General features: G+C 68.1%; 17 protein-coding genes. 3 read left to right on the top strand and 14 right to left on the bottom strand.

Features of this window, described 5'->3' with window-relative positions; genetic code table 11:
* Positions 1-113: 113 nt before the first annotated feature.
* The 3 genes from CFB45_RS32210 to garD form a co-directional block, all read right to left on the bottom strand.
* Positions 114-569, bottom strand: a complete 456-nt coding sequence (locus CFB45_RS32210; RefSeq protein ID WP_089429014.1) for an RbsD/FucU family protein — start codon at positions 567-569, stop codon at positions 114-116.
* A 79-nt stretch (positions 570-648) separates the two neighbouring features.
* Positions 649-1,041 carry a nuclear transport factor 2 family protein gene (locus tag CFB45_RS32205; protein WP_089429013.1) on the bottom strand — a complete coding sequence of 131 codons (393 nt, stop codon included), beginning with the start codon at positions 1,039-1,041 and terminating at the stop codon, positions 649-651.
* A gap of 279 nt (positions 1,042-1,320) precedes the next feature.
* A complete protein-coding gene (gene garD / locus CFB45_RS32200; protein ID WP_089429012.1) occupies positions 1,321-2,874 on the bottom strand; it encodes a galactarate dehydratase in 1,554 nt (517 codons plus the stop codon).
* Positions 2,875-3,103: 229 nt separating this feature from the next.
* Here garD and kdgD point away from each other — a divergent pair, with 229 nt between their 5' ends.
* Positions 3,104-4,018 carry a 5-dehydro-4-deoxyglucarate dehydratase gene (kdgD, locus tag CFB45_RS32195; protein WP_089429011.1) on the top strand — a complete coding sequence of 305 codons (915 nt, stop codon included), beginning with the start codon at positions 3,104-3,106 and terminating at the stop codon, positions 4,016-4,018.
* Positions 4,019-4,155: 137 nt separating this feature from the next.
* Here the strand turns inward: kdgD and CFB45_RS32190 are convergent, their stop codons facing one another.
* Positions 4,156-4,707, bottom strand: a complete 552-nt coding sequence (locus tag CFB45_RS32190; RefSeq protein WP_089429010.1) for a hypothetical protein — start codon at positions 4,705-4,707, stop codon at positions 4,156-4,158.
* 256 nt (positions 4,708-4,963) lie between these two features.
* The gene (locus tag CFB45_RS32185; protein WP_089429009.1) at positions 4,964-6,541 is read right to left on the bottom strand and encodes an aldehyde dehydrogenase (NADP(+)); all 1,578 of its coding nucleotides are present in this window, start codon (positions 6,539-6,541) and stop codon (positions 4,964-4,966) included.
* Positions 6,542-6,788: 247 nt separating this feature from the next.
* Here CFB45_RS32185 and CFB45_RS32180 point away from each other — a divergent pair, with 247 nt between their 5' ends.
* Positions 6,789-8,168: an MFS transporter gene (locus CFB45_RS32180; RefSeq protein ID WP_089429008.1), complete on the top strand. Its 1,380-nt coding sequence runs from the start codon at positions 6,789-6,791 to the stop codon at positions 8,166-8,168.
* Positions 8,169-8,246: 78 nt separating this feature from the next.
* On the opposite strand, the gene CFB45_RS32175 is transcribed toward CFB45_RS32180, so the two are convergent.
* Both CFB45_RS32175 and CFB45_RS32170 read right to left on the bottom strand, forming a co-directional pair.
* Positions 8,247-8,972 carry a site-2 protease family protein gene (locus tag CFB45_RS32175; RefSeq protein WP_089429007.1) on the bottom strand — a complete coding sequence of 242 codons (726 nt, stop codon included), beginning with the start codon at positions 8,970-8,972 and terminating at the stop codon, positions 8,247-8,249.
* On the bottom strand, positions 8,969-9,931 hold the full coding sequence (locus CFB45_RS32170) for a DUF2167 domain-containing protein (RefSeq protein WP_089429006.1): 963 nt from the start codon (positions 9,929-9,931) through the stop codon (positions 8,969-8,971). Before CFB45_RS32170 ends, CFB45_RS32175 begins: the two co-directional genes overlap by 4 nt.
* A 196-nt stretch (positions 9,932-10,127) precedes the next feature.
* On the opposite strand from CFB45_RS32170, the gene CFB45_RS32165 reads away from it, so the two are divergent.
* Entirely contained in the window at positions 10,128-10,973 is an 846-nt protein-coding gene (locus CFB45_RS32165) for a helix-turn-helix domain-containing protein (protein ID WP_089429005.1), read from the top strand.
* A gap of 7 nt (positions 10,974-10,980) precedes the next feature.
* On the opposite strand, the gene CFB45_RS32160 is transcribed toward CFB45_RS32165, so the two are convergent.
* From CFB45_RS32160 to CFB45_RS32130, 7 genes are all read right to left on the bottom strand, one after another.
* Positions 10,981-12,363: a dihydroorotase gene (locus CFB45_RS32160; RefSeq protein WP_089429004.1), complete on the bottom strand. Its 1,383-nt coding sequence runs from the start codon at positions 12,361-12,363 to the stop codon at positions 10,981-10,983.
* A 3-nt stretch (positions 12,364-12,366) separates the two neighbouring features.
* The gene (locus CFB45_RS32155) at positions 12,367-12,927 is read right to left on the bottom strand and encodes a gamma carbonic anhydrase family protein (RefSeq protein ID WP_089429003.1); all 561 of its coding nucleotides are present in this window, start codon (positions 12,925-12,927) and stop codon (positions 12,367-12,369) included.
* On the bottom strand, positions 12,927-13,505 hold the full coding sequence (locus CFB45_RS32150; protein WP_089429002.1) for a 6-pyruvoyl trahydropterin synthase family protein: 579 nt from the start codon (positions 13,503-13,505) through the stop codon (positions 12,927-12,929). Before CFB45_RS32150 ends, CFB45_RS32155 begins: the two co-directional genes overlap by 1 nt.
* The gene (gene folE2, locus CFB45_RS32145; RefSeq protein WP_179255119.1) at positions 13,499-14,419 is read right to left on the bottom strand and encodes a GTP cyclohydrolase FolE2; all 921 of its coding nucleotides are present in this window, start codon (positions 14,417-14,419) and stop codon (positions 13,499-13,501) included. The genes CFB45_RS32150 and folE2 overlap by 7 nt, the downstream gene beginning before the upstream one ends.
* A gap of 58 nt (positions 14,420-14,477) precedes the next feature.
* Positions 14,478-15,686: a zinc metallochaperone GTPase ZigA gene (zigA, locus tag CFB45_RS32140; RefSeq protein WP_089429000.1), complete on the bottom strand. Its 1,209-nt coding sequence runs from the start codon at positions 15,684-15,686 to the stop codon at positions 14,478-14,480.
* 136 nt (positions 15,687-15,822) lie between these two features.
* On the bottom strand, positions 15,823-17,034 hold the full coding sequence (locus CFB45_RS32135; RefSeq protein WP_089428999.1) for an acyl-CoA dehydrogenase family protein: 1,212 nt from the start codon (positions 17,032-17,034) through the stop codon (positions 15,823-15,825).
* Positions 17,031-17,873: a hypothetical protein gene (locus CFB45_RS32130; RefSeq protein ID WP_089428998.1), complete on the bottom strand. Its 843-nt coding sequence runs from the start codon at positions 17,871-17,873 to the stop codon at positions 17,031-17,033. Before CFB45_RS32130 ends, CFB45_RS32135 begins: the two co-directional genes overlap by 4 nt.
* Between the last annotated feature and the right edge of the window lie 30 nt (positions 17,874-17,903).

Below are 17,903 nucleotides of genomic sequence, written 5' to 3'. Positions count from 1 at the left end.
GCGGCAAATGGGCCAGCATAGACAGAGTTTCGGCCGTGTCCAAGAAAAAGGTTGTAGCAAATCTTTACACGGCGGCGGCCGCGCGGCCGGAAGGCGGCGGGATGAAAAGGCGTTTAGCCCGCGTCGCTCAACAACACGCCCTTCTTGAAGATGAAGCAGCCGTAGCCGCGCAGCTCGCCGGTGACGATCACCGCGTAGGCCTGCTGCGCGCGCTCGTAGAACGCGAACCGGTCGATGCCCGCGAGCGGCACCGCGCGCCCCTCCGCATGGTCGATCTCGGCCTGCACTTCGCGCTGCACGGGCGGCACCGCCGCCGCATCGCCGACGACTTCCATCCGCCACGCGGGGGTGTCGACGAACGTGTCGAGCGGCAGCACGGACAGCACCGCGCGCGCGACGCGCGCCGAATCGGCGCCGTCGATCCGCAACGCGCGGCCGACCACCGTGTGCTCCGCGACGGATTCCGCCGGGAAATTCGCATCGCAGATCGCGATTTCGTCACCGTGGCCCATCGCGCGCAGCGTGTGCAGGATGTCGGCGTGCAGCAGCGGGTCGAGATTCTTCAGCATGTCGGCTAGTCTCCGGGATCAGGAACGAATCGCATAACGTTACCCGATCCCGGTGGCCGCTGCGCATGCGTCGCTCGCGTCACGACGCCGCGGCCGGCATTTCGTCGATGAAACCCGTCACTGACGCGAGGCGGCCCGACGCGTCAACGGTGCCGAAGTCCGAGCCCTTCACGATCGCCGCGCCGTCGGGCGACACGAGCGCCCACGAGAACCTCAGGTGCTGGCCGAAGCCGTCGACGTCGGTCGTGCGGCGGAAGCGGAATGCGGGGAAACGCGCCTGCACGGCCGCGATCATCGCGTCGATGCCCGCGTGGCCGTCGCCGGCCATCAGCGGATCGCGATAGGCCGCGTCGCTCGCGTAGGTCGCGTCGATCAGCGCACGGCGGCGCGCGACGTCGGGTTCGTTCCAGGCGTCGAAGTAGCGGTCGATCAGGTCGGCGTGAACGGAAGAAGCGGATTGGGCGGTGTTCATGGCGAGGCTCCTAGTGTCGATGAGAGGACGATGTCGCGAACGTGGCGTGTTGCGTGTTCGCGTGCAGTCATCGTCGCCGGCCGCGCGCGGGCAGTCGATTACGTGCGGGGTAAGGAAATCGCGCCGGTCGCTTCGAGCCCATGGCTGCTCCGCACGCCGGACGTGGGCCGCCATGCATCAGTTCTCCTCATCGTGGACATCCAGCCGACACGTGCTCCACCGCAATGAAAACGGGCGCCCTCGGGCGCCCGCTTCGTCCGGCGGCAACGGCCGCGCGTGTCAGGTCACCGGCGCCGGATTGAACAGCGTCAGCGCATTCGCGAGCTTCCACTGCTCGGCCCACGTGCGGCGCTTGCCGCTCGCGACATCGAGCATCAGCCGGAACAGTGCCCAGCCGGTGTCCTCGATCGTGGCCGCGCCGGTTGCAATCTGCCCCGCGTCGAGATCCATCAGGTCGTGCCAGCGGCGCGCGAGGTCGCTGCGCGTCGCGACCTTGATCACCGGCACCTGCGCGAGACCGTACGGCGTGCCGCGGCCGGTCGTGAAGATGTGCAGGTTCATCCCGGCCGCGAGCTGCAGCGTGCCGCAGATGAAATCGCTCGCGGGTGTCGCCGCGTACAGCAGCCCCTTCTGCTTCGCGCGATCGCCGGGACGCACGACGCCGGCGATCGGCGCGCTGCCCGACTTCACGATCGAGCCCATTGCCTTCTCGACGATGTTCGACAGGCCACCCTTCTTGTTGCCGGGCGTCGTGTTCGCGCTGCGGTCGACGCGGCCGCGCTGCAGGTAACGGTCGTACCAGTCCATCTCGCGGATGATCTCGCGCGCCACGTCCTCGGTCGCCGCGCGCGACGTGAGCTGCGCGACCCCATCGCGCACTTCCGTCACCTCGGAGAACATGATCGTCGCGCCCGCGCGCACCAGCAGGTCGGCCGCGAAGCCGACGGCCGGGTTCGCGGTGAGCCCCGAGAACGCATCGCTGCCGCCGCACTGCACGCCGACGACGAGATCCGATGCCGGGCACGTCTCGCGGCGGCGGCGGTTGAGCCGCTCGAGATGCGATTCGGCCATCGTCATGATCGAGTCGATCATCGAGTTGAAGCCGACGTGCGCGGCGTCCTGCAGGCACACCACGCCGCCGTTGTCGGTCGCACCGTCGGCCGCGACCGGAATCGTGCCGGGCGGCAGCAGGCGCTCCGGCTGCAGCTTCTCGCAGCCGAGACTCACGGTCATCACCTCGCCGCCGAAGTTCGGATTCAGGCTGATGTTGCGCAGCGTGCGGATCGGGATGTCGGCGTCGGGCGCGTCGATCGCCACGCCGCAACCGTACGTGTGCTCGAGCCCGACCACGTCGTCGACGTTCGGGTAGCGCGGCAGCAGCTCGGCCTTGATCCGCTTCACCGCGTGCTCGACGACGCCCGACACGCACTGCACGGTCGTCGTGATCGCGAGGATGTTGCGCGTGCCGACCGAGCCGTCGGCATTGCGGAAGCCCTCGAACGTATAGCCTTCGAGCGGCGGCAGCGGCGGCGCGGCGCGGGTTGCGAGCGGCAGGTCGTCAAGCCCCGGTGGCTCGGGCATGCGCATCGTGCGTTCGTTGACCCAGCTGCCGCGGCGCAGCTCGACCAGCGCATAGCCGATCACCACGTTGTAGCGGACGATCGGGTCGCCGGCCGCGAGATCGACCAGCGCAACCTTGTGCCCCTGCGGCACGCCTTCGCGCAGCGTCAGCCCGTCGGCGAACATCGCGCCCTCGGGCAGGCCGCCGTCGTTGACGACGATCGCGACGTTGTCGTCCGGATGCACACGGATATAGAGCGGGGAAGCAGTCATCGGAATTCCTGGAGGCTATCAGCTATATCATTAGTCATCATACGACACTCGACCTTGCTCGGCGATGCTGCGTAAACCCTTATCCGGAAAGACCCTACTATTTATCGACCCGCAAACCGCTTGCGTCGCCCTTCCCCTCGTTGTACGATGACATACAACGACATCGCCAATGTGGCTCGTATGCCGTTCCCAACGAACCCAGCACTCGCGCTAGACGGACGACCCAACCATGACCTCACCGCAAGAACTCAAACAGATCATTTCCCACGGCCTGCTGTCGTTTCCGCTGACGGATTTCGACGCCGACGGCAGCTTCCGCCCGTCCACCTATGCCGAGCGCCTGGAATGGCTCGCGCCGTACGGTGCGAGCGCGCTGTTCGCGGCCGGCGGCACCGGTGAATTCTTCTCGCTCACGCAGCGCGAGTATTCGGACGTGATCCGTGTCGCGACGGAAACCTGCAAGGGCAAGGTGCCGATCCTCGCCGGCGCGGGCGGCGCGACGCGCGTCGCGATCGAATATGCGCAGGAGGCCGAGCGCCTCGGCGCGAGCGGCGTGCTGCTGATGCCGCATTACCTGACCGAAGCCAGCCAGGAAGGGATCGCCGACCACGTCGAGCAGGTGTGCCGTGCGCTGAAGATCGGTGTCGTGGTGTACAACCGCGCGAATTCGAAGCTGAACGCCGACATGCTCGAGCGCCTCGCCGATCGTTGCCCGAACCTGATCGGCTTCAAGGACGGCGTGGGCGAAATCGAAAGCATGGTGACGATCCGCCGCCGCCTCGGCGACCGTTTCGCGTACCTCGGCGGCCTGCCGACGGCTGAAGTCTATGCGGCCGCGTACAAGGCGCTCGGCGTGCCGGTGTATTCGTCGGCCGTGTTCAACTTCATCCCGAAGACGGCGATGGCATTCTACGAAGCGATCGCGAAGGACGACCACGCCACGGTCGGCCGCCTGATCGACGAATTCTTCCTGCCGTACCTGAAGATCCGCAATCGCCGCGCGGGCTATGCGGTCAGCATCGTGAAGGCGGGCGCGAAGCTCGTCGGCCATGACGCAGGCCCGGTGCGTGCGCCGCTCGTCGATCTCACCGATGCAGAAGCGGCGGAGCTCGACGTGCTGATCAAGAAGATGGGGCCGCAATAAGCGGTGTTCGTCGGCGGCGCACGTCTTCATTGGCGCCGCGCCGGCAGTGCTACATCGCGGCCGGCATTCGCCGGCCGCGACCTTTTGCGCGCTTTCCGCGATGACGCACGCATCCGCCGCAATGCGTGTCGCCACCGTCACATCTGCGCGATGACCCCGACGATCCGGTAACGCACGTTCCCCAGCTTGACGCGTGTCGCCTCGATCTGGTCCTGCGCACCCGATCGCGCGCGCGAATTCGATTCGCTGCCAAGGATCTGCCCCAGTACGTCACGGTCAACGACCGCGTCGAAGAACCGGCCGACCGTGATCGTCGCCGACTGCTTCGCGGTCGCGAGCTGGCTGTTCGCCTGCATCAACGCTTCGGTGCGCAAGCCCGGATCGCGTTCATCGATGCCGCGCCGGTACTGGAGCGCGAACACCAGCGCTTCCATGTCCTGCCGGAAACGGCGAACGGCTTGACCGAACACGAGCGAATGCGCGTCGGAACCCGTGACGAGCCGCCCCTGGTTGATCGTGATGTCGAATTCGCTGCCGCCCAGGTCGCGCTGGAATTCCAGCAGTGCATTCGCGAGCACGCGTCCTTCGCTGTACTGGCCGATCTGGGTGCGCACGGATTTCGCGACGTCGCCGATCGCTTTCCACAATCCGGCCGCGAACAGGTGGTCGCCACGTTTGTTGATATTCATGGATTCGGTACCCTTTTAGACTTTTTCTGGATCTCTCAGGCTTCGCCCGCAGGTCGGTCGACCCGGGGCTTCGGTACTGTAGGAGAAAAGCGGGGGCGGCGAAAGTCTGCCGGGGTGGCATGCACCCGTTCTCCGACAGCTTCCGAAGCACGCAAAAAAGGCGGAAGCAGCCGACCGGCTACCTCCGCCTTTCCGATTTCAGGCACGCAATCGGCGCATTGACCGCCGTCATGACGCCATCAGCCGTGCGGGCCGATTACTCCGCCTTCCCGTCCCGCAGCCGCGGAATCGCGAGCGGATTGCTTTCCTGCAACCCTTCCGGCAGCAGATCGTCCGGGAAATCCTGGTAGCACACGGGCCGCAGGAAGCGCTCGATCGCCGTCGCGCCGACCGACGTGACGGCCGGATTCGACGTGGCCGGGAACGGCCCGCCGTGCACCATCGCATCGCACACCTCGACGCCGGTCGGGTAGCCGTTGACCAGCAGACGGCCCGCCTTGCGTTCGAGGATCGGCAACAGCCGGCGCGCGAGCGGCTTGTCGTCGGCGTCCATCTGCAGCGTGGCCGTCAGCTGGCCTTCGAGCGCTTCGAGCACGCGCGCGACTTCGTCGAGATCGCGACAACGCACGATCAGCGACGCCGGCCCGAACACCTCGTGGCTGAACGCCGGCTCGGCGAGGAACGCCTGCGCACCGACTTCGTACAGCGCACCGCCGGCCTGGCAGTCGGTCTGCGCCGCCTCGCCCGCGCCGATTTCGCGCACGCCCGGCAGTTCGGCCAGCTTGCCGCGGCCGTTGCGATACGCATCGGCGATGCCGCGCGTGAGCATCACGCCGGCCGGCTTCTTCGCGAGCGCCTGCGCGGCGACGGTTTCGAAGCGGTCGAGATCGGGGCCGTCGATCGCGAGCACGAGGCCCGGGTTGGTGCAGAACTGGCCGACGCCCAGCGTCAGCGAATCGACGAAGCCCGTCGCGATCGCGTCGCCGCGCGCGGCAAGCGCCGCCGGGAACAGCACGACGGGGTTGATGCTGCTCATTTCCGCGTAAACGGGAATCGGCTGCGGGCGCGCGTTCGCGAGCTGCACGAGCGCCATGCCGCCCTGCCGCGACCCCGTGAAGCCGACCGCCTGGACCGCCGGATGGCTGACGAGCGCCGCGCCGATCACGCGGCCGGGGCCGACCAGCAGCGAGAACACGCCCGCCGGCATGCCGGTTTTCGCGACGGCGGCGCGGATCGCGCGGCCGACCAGCTCGGACGTGCCGAGGTGCGCCTCGTGCGCCTTCACGATCACCGGGCAGCCGGCCGCGAGCGCCGACGCCGTATCGCCGCCGGCCACCGAGAACGCGAGCGGGAAATTGCTCGCCCCGAACACGACGACGGGCCCAAGCCCGACTTTCTGCAGCCGCAGGTCCGAACGCGGCAGCGGCGTGCGCGCCGGCTGCGCGGGATCGATCGACGCGGCGAGGAAGCGCCCGTCGCGCACGACGCGCGCGAACAGCCGGAGCTGGCCGACGGTGCGGCCGCGCTCGCCCTGCAGCCGCGCGACGGGCAGGCCCGTTTCGGCGTGCGCGCGCTCGATCAGCACGTCGCCGAGCGCGACGATTTCATCCGCGATCGCGTCGAGAAACGCCGCGCGGGCCGCGAGCGGCTGCGCGCGGTACGCGTCGAACGCATCGCGCGCGAGTTCGCATGCGCGCTCGACGTCCGCCTGCGCCGCAACGCCGAACACCGGCGCGTCGATCGGCTCGCCCTTCGACGGGTCGAACGCGCGCAAGGTACCGGCCGAGCCGGCGACCGCTTCGGCGCCGATCAGCATCTCTCCAGTCAGTTGCATGGGGTGTGCTCCGTGGTTCGGGAATAGATCGCTCATTGTAGCTCAACAGATATGATGTCCGCCCACTGAGCATCAATATTCACGTCAATTGTCGGGCGAGTGCCGCCACGCGCAAAACCCTTATTTCACCGGCCAATATCTGGGATTTTTACCCTTTCACGCCACCATCCAGAGGGAAAACCCGAGGTTTCTGCGTCTGATTATTGCCAATAAACTGTCGCCAAGTCATACGACGACATACATTAAAGTGCCTAATCAAACCCCTTCTCGCGAGCTTCCGCTCGACCTCGCGCGCACCGCGCGCCGGACCGCCGTGCGCTACTGGATCCTGACGATGCTGTTCGTCGTCACGACGCTCAACTATGCGGACCGCGCGACGCTGTCGATCACCGGCACGCCGATCCGCAAGGCGTTCGGCATCGATCCGGTGACGATGGGCTACATCTTCTCGGCGTTCAGCTGGGCGTACGTGCTCGCGCAACTGCCGAGCGGCTGGCTGCTCGACCGCTTCGGCGCGCGGCGCGTGTATGCGGCCAGCATCTTCCTGTGGTCAGCGTTCACGCTGCTGCAGAGCACGATCGGCCTCGGCGGCAGCGCCGCGTTCGCGGTCGCCGCGCTGTTCGCGATGCGCTTCGCGGTCGGCATCGCCGAAGCCCCGGCCTTTCCGGCGAACGCGAAGGTCGTCGCGAGCTGGTTCCCGACCGCCGAACGCGGCACCGCGTCGGCGATCTTCAACGCCGCGCAGTACTTCGCGGCCGTGGTGTTCTCGCCGCTGATGGCGTGGCTCACGCATGCGTACGGCTGGCACCAGGTGTATCTGTGGCTCGGCCTCGCGGGCATCGCGCTCGCGTTCCTGTGGCTGCGGGTCATGAAGGATCCGGCCGACCATCCGGCCGTGAACCGCGCGGAACTCGAGCATATCGAGCAAGGCGGCGGCCTCGTGCGCACCGCCGCACGCAGCAGCAACGGCGCGCGCTCCGAAAGCAGCCGCGTGGCCGGCTGGTACTACGTGCGCCAGCTGCTGTCGAACCGGATGCTGATCGGCGTGTACCTCGGCCAGTACTGCGTGAACGTGCTCACGTACTTCTTCCTCACGTGGTTCCCGATCTATCTCGTGCAGGCGCGCGGCATGTCGCTGCTGAAGGCCGGCTTCATGACGTCGCTGCCCGCGATCTGCGGGTTCCTCGGCGGCGTGCTCGGCGGGATGCTGTCGGACGGGCTGATCCGCCGCGGCGTGTCGCTCACGCTCGCGCGCAAGATCCCGATCGTCGGCGGGATGGCGCTGTCGATGGTCATCATCGGCTGCAACTACGTCGACAGCGAAGTACTGGTGATCGTGCTGATGGCCGTGTCGTTCTTCGGCAAGGGGATCGGCTCGCTGGGCTGGGCCGTCGTCGCGGATACCGCGCCGAAGGAAGCGATCGGCCTGTCGGGCAGCCTGTTCAACATGTTCGGCAACACGGCCGGCATCATCGCGCCGATCGCGATCGGCTACCTCGTCGGCGCGAGCGGCTCGTTCAACGGCGCGCTCGTGTTCGTCGGGCTGAACGCGCTCGTCACCGTGTTCAGCTATCTCGTGATCGTGAAGGACATCAAACGCGTCGAACTGCGTCATCGCGACGCCTGACGTTCGGCTTCAAGACAAAGCAACGGCGGCCGCATGAAAACGGCCGCCGTTGTTGCATTCGACCTCAGATATCCGCTGTCAGATCGACGAATGCGCGGCGCGCAGCATGTCGTGCACGCCGGACGTCATCAGCGCGAGGAACGCGAGCAGGCCCACGTAGCAGAGCGCGTACGTCGTCTTCGTCTCGATCGACGTCGCATAGTACACGCGGTTCTCCGGCGCGTCGGGGTCGTAGCGCCACGCACGCTTCAGTTGCGGCAGCGCGAGGATCGCCATCACGATCAGCAACGGGCTCGGGCGGTACACGAACAGCGCGATCAGCACCGGCACGCCCGCGAACCAGATGCGCGGCGACAGCACCGCGGTGATCCGGCCGCCGTCGAACGGCGACAGCGGAATCATGTTGAACAGGTTCAGGAAGAAGCCCGTATACGACAGCGCGAGCAGCAGGTTGCTGTCGGTGTGGCGCGCGGCCGCGTAGCAGGCCAGCGCGCCGAGCGTGCCGACGAACGGCCCGGCGAGCCCGACGTACGCTTCGGTTTCCGCGTCGTGCGGCATCTCCTTCAGCTGGATCCACGCGCCGACGAACGGGATGAAGGTCGGCAGCCCGACGTCGAGCCCGCGCCGCTGCGCGGCGATGTAGTGGCCGGCCTCGTGCACCAGCAGCAGCGCCACGAAACCGGCGGCGAACCGCCAGCCGTAGAACAGCGCGTAGACCGCGATCGACGCCAGCATGGTGCCCGCCGACATGAGCACCTTGCCGAGCTTGAGGCCGCCGAAGATCAGCAGCAACAGCTTCGTCATTCCTTGCGCTCCGTGCCGGACGCATCGGATACGCTGGATGCCTCGGCGACGGCCGGCACCGCGGCCGCCTTCGGCTTGCGCCCGAAGAAGCGCTTCAGTGCCGCACCGCCGGCCAGCAGCGCGACCGCGCCGATCTTGAAGAACTTCACCGCGAACGCGCCGATCAGCGCGAGCAGGCCGAGCTTCTTCGCGCCGACGCCGACGATCAGCGCCGCGAGGCCATACTCGGCGACGTGGTCGGTCAACTTGTTGAAATCGGCGTAGCGCTTGCCGTCGTTGAAGCGGATGTTCGACAGCAGCTCGTCGGCCGACGCCTTGTATTTCGGCAGGTCGGCAAGCGTCGACGCCATCGTCAGCGACAGGTAGCCGTCACGGCCGAGCACGAGCGTCCGGTAGTTCACGCCGTCGTTCTCGGCGTTCGGGGCCGCGCCCTTGTCGCGGATGATCGCCGACCACACGAGCCGGTGCGTGGCCGCGTCGTACGCGGGCGCCTTCGCCCAGCCGACCACCTCGGTCTCCGGAAGGCCGCGCTCCTTGCGCCCCGGGTTGTCTTCCTCGGTGCCGGACTGCAGGCTCTTCAGCAACTCGTCGGGCTTCCAGTCCTTCGCGTCGTCGTCGCGGATATAGCCGCTCGGCTCGAACGACACGACCGAGATCCAGTCGGCATCGGGATCGTCGGGCAGCACGAGGCCGACCAGCTTGGATTCGTCGATCGAGTTGCCCATCGAACGCAGGTAGCGGCCGGCTTCGGCAGCCGGCACGAACGATTCGCCGGCTTTCAGCTTCAGCACGGCTTCGTGTTTCACGTCGATGTCGGTCGGGCCCTTCACGACCGCGTCGTTGGCGGCCGCGGCGGCGGCCCTCATTTCCACCTGTGCAGCTTCGGTCTGCGCGTGGCTGGTGGTCGCGGCGAATGCAAGCGTCGCCACGCAGGCGAGCCGGACGGCAAGTTTTTTCATTGTTGGATTCCCCTGGAATGCCTTGTCGTAAATATGCACGGCACCGGCCCAGGCGTTTTCAATCGCGGGTCCGGCATCGTCTCTCAGTTGGCACGGGGGCTATGGTAACGCAGCGCGGTGACACGCCCGGGGAACGGCGCGATGCTTACGTCCGAGGTAATGCCCAAGCTGCGCGGGATTGCCTATCATCTGCCACATGAACCCGACCGCCGCCCTCCATTCGCCCTCCCCGTCCGCCGGCCGCGCATCCGGCATCGGCCCGCTGCTGCGCACGTGGCGGCAACGCCGGCGCCTGAGCCAGATGGCGCTTGCGCTCGACGCGGACGTCTCCGCGCGCCACCTCAGCTTCGTCGAATCGGGTCGCGCGCAGCCGAGCCGCGAGATGGTGCTGCATCTCGCCGAGCGTCTCGACGTGCCGCTGCGCGAGCGCAATGCGCTGCTCGTCGCGGCCGGCTTCGCGCCGCTGTTCCGCGAACGGCCGTTTTCGGATCCGCAACTGGATGCCGCGCGCCATGCGGTCGAAGCCGTGCTGCGCGGCCACGAGCCCTATCCGGCGCTCGCCGTGGACCGCCACTGGACGCTGCTCGCGGCGAACCGGATGCTCGGTGCGCTGGTCGCGCAGGCCGACCCGGCGTTGCTGCAGCCGCCCGTCAACGTGCTGCGACTGAGCCTGCATCCGGACGGGCTCGCGTCGCAGATCGTCAACTGGCACGAATGGCGCGCGCACATCCTGCATCGGCTGCAGCGGCAGATCGATGCGAGCGGCGACCGCACGCTGCACACGCTGCGTGACGAACTCGCCGCGTATCCGGCGCCGGCCGGCCAGCCCGACGACACGCACGCGCGCACCGACTTCGCGGAGATCGCCGTGCCGCTGCGGCTGCGCACGGCGGCCGGCGAACTGACGTTCTTCAGCACGACGACGGTGTTCGGCACGCCGGTCGACGTGACGCTGTCGGAACTCGCGATCGAGGCGTTCTTTCCGGCGAACCCGGAGACGGTGGAGGCAATGCGGGCGCTGGCGGACGCGTTGCCGGCGTAATGCGCGGCTAACCCGCCGCATCCAGAAACGTCACGGCCTGCCCTGCCGGGGCCCCGTTCAACGCACCGTCACGCACGACGGCCTGCCCGCGCACGACCGTGTGCACGGGCCAGCCCGTCACCGTGCACCCGTCATAGGGCGTCCAGCCGCTCACGCTCGCAATCCATTCGTCCCGGATGATGCGACGCGCACGCAAGTCGACGATGCTGAAATCGGCGTCGTAGCCCGCCGCGATCCGCCCTTTCCCCGCGATGCCGAAGATGCGCGCCGGCCCGGCACTTGTCAGGTCGACCAGCCGCGCGAGGCTCAGGCGGCCCGCTTGCACGTGATCGAGCATCAACGGCAGCAGCGTCTGCACGCCGGTCATCCCGCTCGGCGACTGCGGATAGGGCCGGCGTTTTTCGTCGCGCGTATGCGGCGCGTGATCGCTGCCGATCACGTCGACCACGCCATCGCGAACGGCCTGCCACAGCGCGTCCTGATGATGCCGCTCGCGCACCGGCGGATTCATCTGCGCGAACGTGCCGAGCCGCTCGTAGCAATCGGGCGCGTGCAGGCTCAGGTGATGCGGCGTGACCTCGACCGTCACGCGCTGCCGGTGCCGCGCGAGGAACGCCATTTCGCCGGCGGTGGACACGTGCAGCACATGCAGCCGGCGGCCCGTCTCGGCAGCCAGCCCGACGATGCGCCGCGTCGCCGCCAGCGCGCTTTCCTCGTCGCGCCAGCGAGGATGATCACGCACGTCGCCGCTCGCTTCGACGAGCCCCCGGCGTTCGCGCAGCCGCGCCTCGTCTTCCGCGTGCACGGCCATGCGCCGCCGCCCGTTGCGCACGATCCGGCGCAACACGGCTTCGTCGTCGGCCAGCAGGTCACCGAACGAACTGCCCATGAAGACCTTCACCCCCGCGCAGCCCGGCAGGTTTTCGAGTACCGGCAGCCGTTCGGCGTTCGCGGCCGAGCCTCCGATGTAGAACGCGTAGTCGCACCATGCACGGCCGCGCGCAAGATCCAGCTTGGCCTGCAGATCCTGCGCGGTCAGCGTCAGCGGATGCGTGTTGGGCATCTCGAAGATCGTCGTGACGCCGCCGAGCACCGCGCCGCGCGTGCCGGCCTCGAGGGTCTCCTTGTGCATCAAGCCCGGTTCGCGGAAATGCACCTGGCTGTCGACGACGCCCGGCAACACGTGCAGCCCGCCGGCATCCAGCAGGACGTCGGCGCTCCACGTGCCGTGCAACGCGCCCAGCGCAACGACACGGCCGTCCACGCACGCGATGTCGATCCGCTCGGCCCCGTTGGGTGTCATCACCGTCCCGCCGTGCACGAGCAGGTCGGCGTGACGTCGCTTCAGCGCGTCGCTCGCGCCCGCTTCACGTCGGATGGGCTCGTCCATGACTCAGAACTCGTCCTGGATGTGCTTGTAGCCCAGCACCAGCGCATTGTTCGTGCGTGCAACGTCCTCGGAGAAATCGCTCGCGTCGGCCGTCACCTGCGGCAACGCGGCGAGATCGGTTTCCGGCCCGATGCGCTCGGTCGAACGCACGTAGAAACCCGGCGGCAGGTGGCAGCCGTCGACGACCGCGTTGTAGCGCACCACGCAGCCGTCGTCGATGGTGCAGTTGAACAGCACGCTGTTGAAGCCGACGAACACGCCGTTGCCGACCTTGCACGGCCCGTGGACGATCGCGCGATGCGCGATCGACGTGTGCTGGCCGATGGTGACGCTCGCGCCCGACTTCGAATGGATCACCACGCCGTCCTGGATGTTCGAATGCGCACCGATCACGATCGGCGCGATCCGGCCGTCGGCATCCGTTTCGTCGGCGCGGATCACTGCGTACGGGCCGATGAACACGTTCTCCTCGACGATCACGAGGCCGCACAGAATGGCGGTCGGATCGACGAAGGCGCTCGGGTGGATCTGCGGCAGGTCGCCGCGCGGGTTCTTTCTGATCATCAGGATTCCTGCCTTGAAGTGGGGCGGCCGCGCTTGATCCGCTCGAACAGGCCCGGATCGCGCCACTGTCCGGCGATGGCCGGCGCGAACACGATGTCGTCCAGGTCGATGCGGCCCATGCGCGGGTTGAACGCATCGTCGCGAAAGCACTGCGCGTAACCGGTCTCGGTCTCGTGAACGATGATCGAATGCAGCCGCACGTCAGCTTCGCCGTTCGTCATGCGGGTGCTGGACAGTGCCGCATCGACGAGGCGAAAGAACACGCGCGAGAACTGCTCGGCGCTCGGCGACACGGGCAGCAGCACCCAGCGCTCGGAATGCCGGCGCATGCTCTCGACATAGCACGGGTCGTCACCCGTCCACAGCGTCACGGCGTGGTCGAACGCGTCGATCAGGTCGCGCACGTCGCCCTTGAGCAGCCCGAAGTCGTAGATCATCTGCCCGTGATCCAGCGCGTGCGCTTCCAGCAGCAGCTCGACGCGGTACGAATGACCATGGATCGAATGCGAGCAGCGCCGCGTGCTGCAGCCGCGCACGACGTGCGCGTTCTCGAAGCGGAACAGCTTGCGGATCAGCATGCGTCGGCGCCTTCGCGCACCGGCGCGGCCCAGGCCACCGCATCGTGCGGATGCAGGCTTTCCAGATGGCGCACGTGCACGTGCGGGGTCGCATGGTGGCCGTCCAGCGCGGCCTGGACCCGGCGCGCGGCATCCTCAACGAACATCAGGTTGCCGCCGTTCAGCACCGCGAAGGCCTGCTCGTCCGCGCGCTTGACAGCCGTCTGCACCGGCGTGCCGAGCGCATGCTCGATGCGATCGATCAGGTCGATCAGCCCCAGCGTCGCGCCATCGTCGGGCAGCGCCACGCTGACGACGGCTTCGCTGCGCTGGCTGTGCGGCGTGGCCGCCGTCGCGTGCCGCTTCAGCCACGCGGCGACTGCCGCCGGCTCCACGCGATCGTCGCGGCCGAATGCCGCCAGGAACGCCTGCTCGACCCAGTGCCGCGACAGCGCGGCCGAGCACGGGCACGTCGACGAATAGACGACCGTCACCTGCGCGCGCAGCTCGAACCGGGAGCCGGTCAGCGTCGCGTCGAGCCGGACCGGATAGGCTTTCCATCCGGCCAGCCCGTCGGTCACCAGCGCGGCGCGGCGCGCCAGCAAGTCGAAGCGCAACCGGAGCCGCGCGCTGCGCGTGTCGCAGTCGCGATGGCTGTCGACCAACGCGTGCAGCACCCGCTGAAGGCCGGCCGGCGACAGCGCCGCGCCAACATCGAGCCCGTCGAGCAGCCGGTACAGCCGCGACATGTGGATGCCCTTCACGTGCGGCGCAGGCAGATCGACCTGCACGTCGGCGCGCGCATGCACGTCGCGCCGGCAGCCGGGCTCGGCCACGGCAACGGGCAGGTCGATGCCCTGCATGCCGACCCATTCGAGCGGGCGGCCGCCCGGCGCGGCATCGGTCAGGGAAATATCGGGAAGCGGTGCGTTCATGCTCGGGATCCGGTGGAGCGCCTTCTCCATCCGGATCGATGCAGGAAGCGCGTTCAGGTCAGGGCCAGTCGTGAAACGGGTTGTCCCACGTGGTCCAGTGTTCGGGGCCGGTGGCCATCTCGGCGTCGGTCAGCAGACACGCGTCGAAGCGCGCGCGCAGCGCGGGCTCGTCCATGTCCATGCCGATCAGCACGAGTTCCTGCCGCGCATCGCCGACGTGCTCGTCCCAGCGCGCGCGGATCTGCGCGACGGCTTCCGCGTCCTGCGGCCAGCGCTCGGGCGGCGTGGCCGCCCACCAGTAGCCGGCCGGCCCGTGCCGCGCGACCGCGCCGGCCTGCGACCACGAGCCGGCGACTGTCGGGTGGGTGGCGAGCCAGAAGAACCCCTTCGAGCGGACGACGCCCGGCCATTCGCTTTCGACGAGATCGAAGAAACGCCGCGGATGGAACGGCCGGCGCGCGAGATAGACGAAGCTGCGAATGCCGTATTCGTCGGTCTCGGGCGTGTGCGTGCCGCGCATCTCCTGCAGCCAGCCCGGTGCGCGCGATGCGGCTTCGAAGTCGAACAGGCCCGTGTCGAGCACGCGCTCGAGCGGCACCTTGCCGAATTCGGCGATCTCGATCCGTGCGCGCGGGTTCAAGCCACGCAGCAGCGCGACCAGCCGCTCGCGCGCGCTTGCATCGATCAGGTCGATCTTGTTGATCACGATCACGTCGCAGAACTCGATCTGGTCGATCAGCAGATCGACGACCGTGCGCGCATCTTCCTCGCCCATCGATTCGCCGCGCGACTGCAGGCTGTCGCGCGACGCGTAGTCGCGCAGGAAATTGAACGCGTCGACCACCGTCACCATCGTGTCGAGCCGCGCGACTTCGCCGAGGCTGCGGCCGTCCTCGCCTTCGAACGTGAACGTCTCGGCCACCGGCAGCGGCTCCGAGATGCCGGTCGATTCGATCACGAGCTGGTCGAACCGCCCTTCGCGCGCGAGCCGGTCGACCTCGATCAGCAGATCCTCGCGCAGCGTGCAGCAGATGCAGCCGTTGCTCATCTCGACCAGCTTCTCGTCGGTGCGCGACAGCCCCGCGCCGCCGTCGCGCACGAGCGCGGCGTCGATGTTGACCTCGGACATGTCGTTGACGATGACCGCGACGCGCCGGCCCTCGCGATTGTTCAGGATGTGGTTGAGCAGCGTCGTCTTGCCGGCGCCGAGGAAGCCGGACAGGACGGTCACGGGAAGCCGCGTGGACGGGGAGAGTGCGGGGCTCATCGGGCGATTCCGGGAGGAGAGTGGACGGTCATCGAGTGATACACGGTATCGAAACGATATAACATATCATTTCAAACGTCCAGCTTGCCGGTTAGGTTTTGTCCGGAGCGGACCGCGCCGCTCCGGCATCACGCCGTCATGTATAGAGCGACGCCTGCGGCAACTCGGCCGTCAGCGCGAACCGGCCCACATCCCGCAACCGGTAGTCGAGCGGATCGTGCAGCGTATGCGTGCGCGCGTTCCGCCAGAAGCGGTCGAGGCCGAGCGACGCGGCCGTCGCGCGTGCGCCGCAGGCGTCGAACAGCGCCTCGCCGTTCTCGAGCGCCGCGCGCTGCGCTACGATCTTCGCCTCCGATACCGCGAGCGCCACCTCGGCGCGCTCGTCTGCCGTCAGCGCATCCTGCCGCGCCCATGCACGCTGCAACGCGGCGGCCGCGCGATCGGCCAGCGCCGCTGCGGCGATCGCCCGCACGCGCATGTCGCCGAAGCGCTGCAGCGTGTACGGATCGTCGCTCGCCTGCGCGACCTCCGACTGGATCCACGGGCGGCCATGCTTCAGCACGTAGTCGCGCGCTTCCGCCAGCGCGCCTTCCGCGAGCCCGACGAACAGGTTGGTCAGCACCAGCTGCGACACGAGCGTGCGCAGCGTCGCGCGCGGGGTCGGCGGCGTCTCGGAACGGTGCAGCACCTCGTCCGCCGCAAGCGTCACGCCGTCGAAGCGCACGCTGCCGCTGTCGGTCTGGCGCTGGCCGATCGGATCCCAGTCTTCGTTGACCGTGATCCCCGCGCGATCGGTCGGCACCACGCCAAACACGGTGCGGCCGGTGTCCGGATCGTGCGCGGACACCGTCATCCGCTGCGAGCCGCGCGTGCCCGAACAGAAGCCCTTCACGCCATCGAGCCGGTAGCCGCCGTCAGGCGTGGCCGTGGCCACGAGCCGCGTGTCGAGCGGATTGACCGCATTGCCCCACCACCATTGCTGCTCGACCGTGCCACGCAGGTAGCGCTCGCGCTGCGCGGCGTTGCCCCACACGTCGACGCTCACCACCTGCAGGCACTGGAACCCGACGAGATGCGCGAGCGCGCTGTCGACGCGCGCGATCTGCCGGATCGCATCGTAGATCCCGGGCCACGCGGCTTCCTGCCCGCCGAACGCACGCGGCACCGCGAGCGTCAGCAGGCCCGCATCGGCGAGCCACTGCTTCTCCTGCGCCGCATGACCGCCCGCGCGGTCGCGCGCGGCGGCCGTGGTCCGCAACGCGTCGATCGCGCGCGCCAGCGCGACGTGGTCGAAAGCAGGCGTATCGGTATCGGGCGCAAAGGTCGCCGGGCCACGCGGATCGTTCATGCGACGGCTTCCTGCGCAACCGCTTCACCCGACAGCGGCACCAGCGCGTCGAGCGTGCGGCCGGTCAGCCGCGACAGGATCTCGCGCCGCCAGTCGTCGTAGATCGCGCGGTATTCGGCGATATCCGCGCCGAACACGTGCGCGGTGTGCGCGTACTCGTCGTGCAGGTAACCGTCGAGCCGCGCCTGCGTTTCCTCGTCGGCCGCGATCACGCGATCGATCAGCGCATCGCGTTCGGCTGCCGGCAGCGCCTTCAACGTGTCGAACCACCACTGGACGATCTGCACGCGATGCCATTCCTCGTCCGGCCGGATCCGGTTCTCGCCGTGCTCGCGCATCGCGGAATCGCCGATGCGGCCGGTCTTGCGCTGGATCCACAGCTTCGCGAGGATGTGCAGCTCGTAATGCCATTCGAACGCGAGAAAGCCGGCGATGTCGCGCACCGCGATGTCGCCGATGCGCGCCCAGTGCGCGGCGACGAGCCGGTCGACTTCCGGCAGCGGATCACGCCCCGTCAGTTCGGTCACGCGTTCGCGGCCGATCACCGCGTGCGCGCCGTCGTCGCCGAGCTGGCGCGACAGGATCAGCTGGAAATGGGGATCGTCGCGGAACAGCGTGTCGATCGCCTTCGCGACGACCTGCACGATGAACAGGTCATGCGACGCCATCTTCGTGTAGTAGTCGGCGACGGCGGCCAGTTCGTCGTCGTTGCGCGGCTCGCGCGGCGGCGTGGCGAGCTTCGCCGGGAAGTCAGGACGATGGCGTCGCGCCACGTCGAGAAACAGCGCTTCCTCGAATTGTCCGTTCCATTCGCGCGGCGCGCCGATGGGCAAGGTCATAGGTTTCTTTCTCTCAGGATCATGAATGAA

The organism is Burkholderia sp. HI2500 (genome assembly GCF_002223055.1).
Taxonomy (GTDB): Bacteria; Pseudomonadota; Gammaproteobacteria; order Burkholderiales; family Burkholderiaceae; genus Burkholderia.
This window is presented reverse-complemented; position numbering and strand designations above follow the sequence as displayed.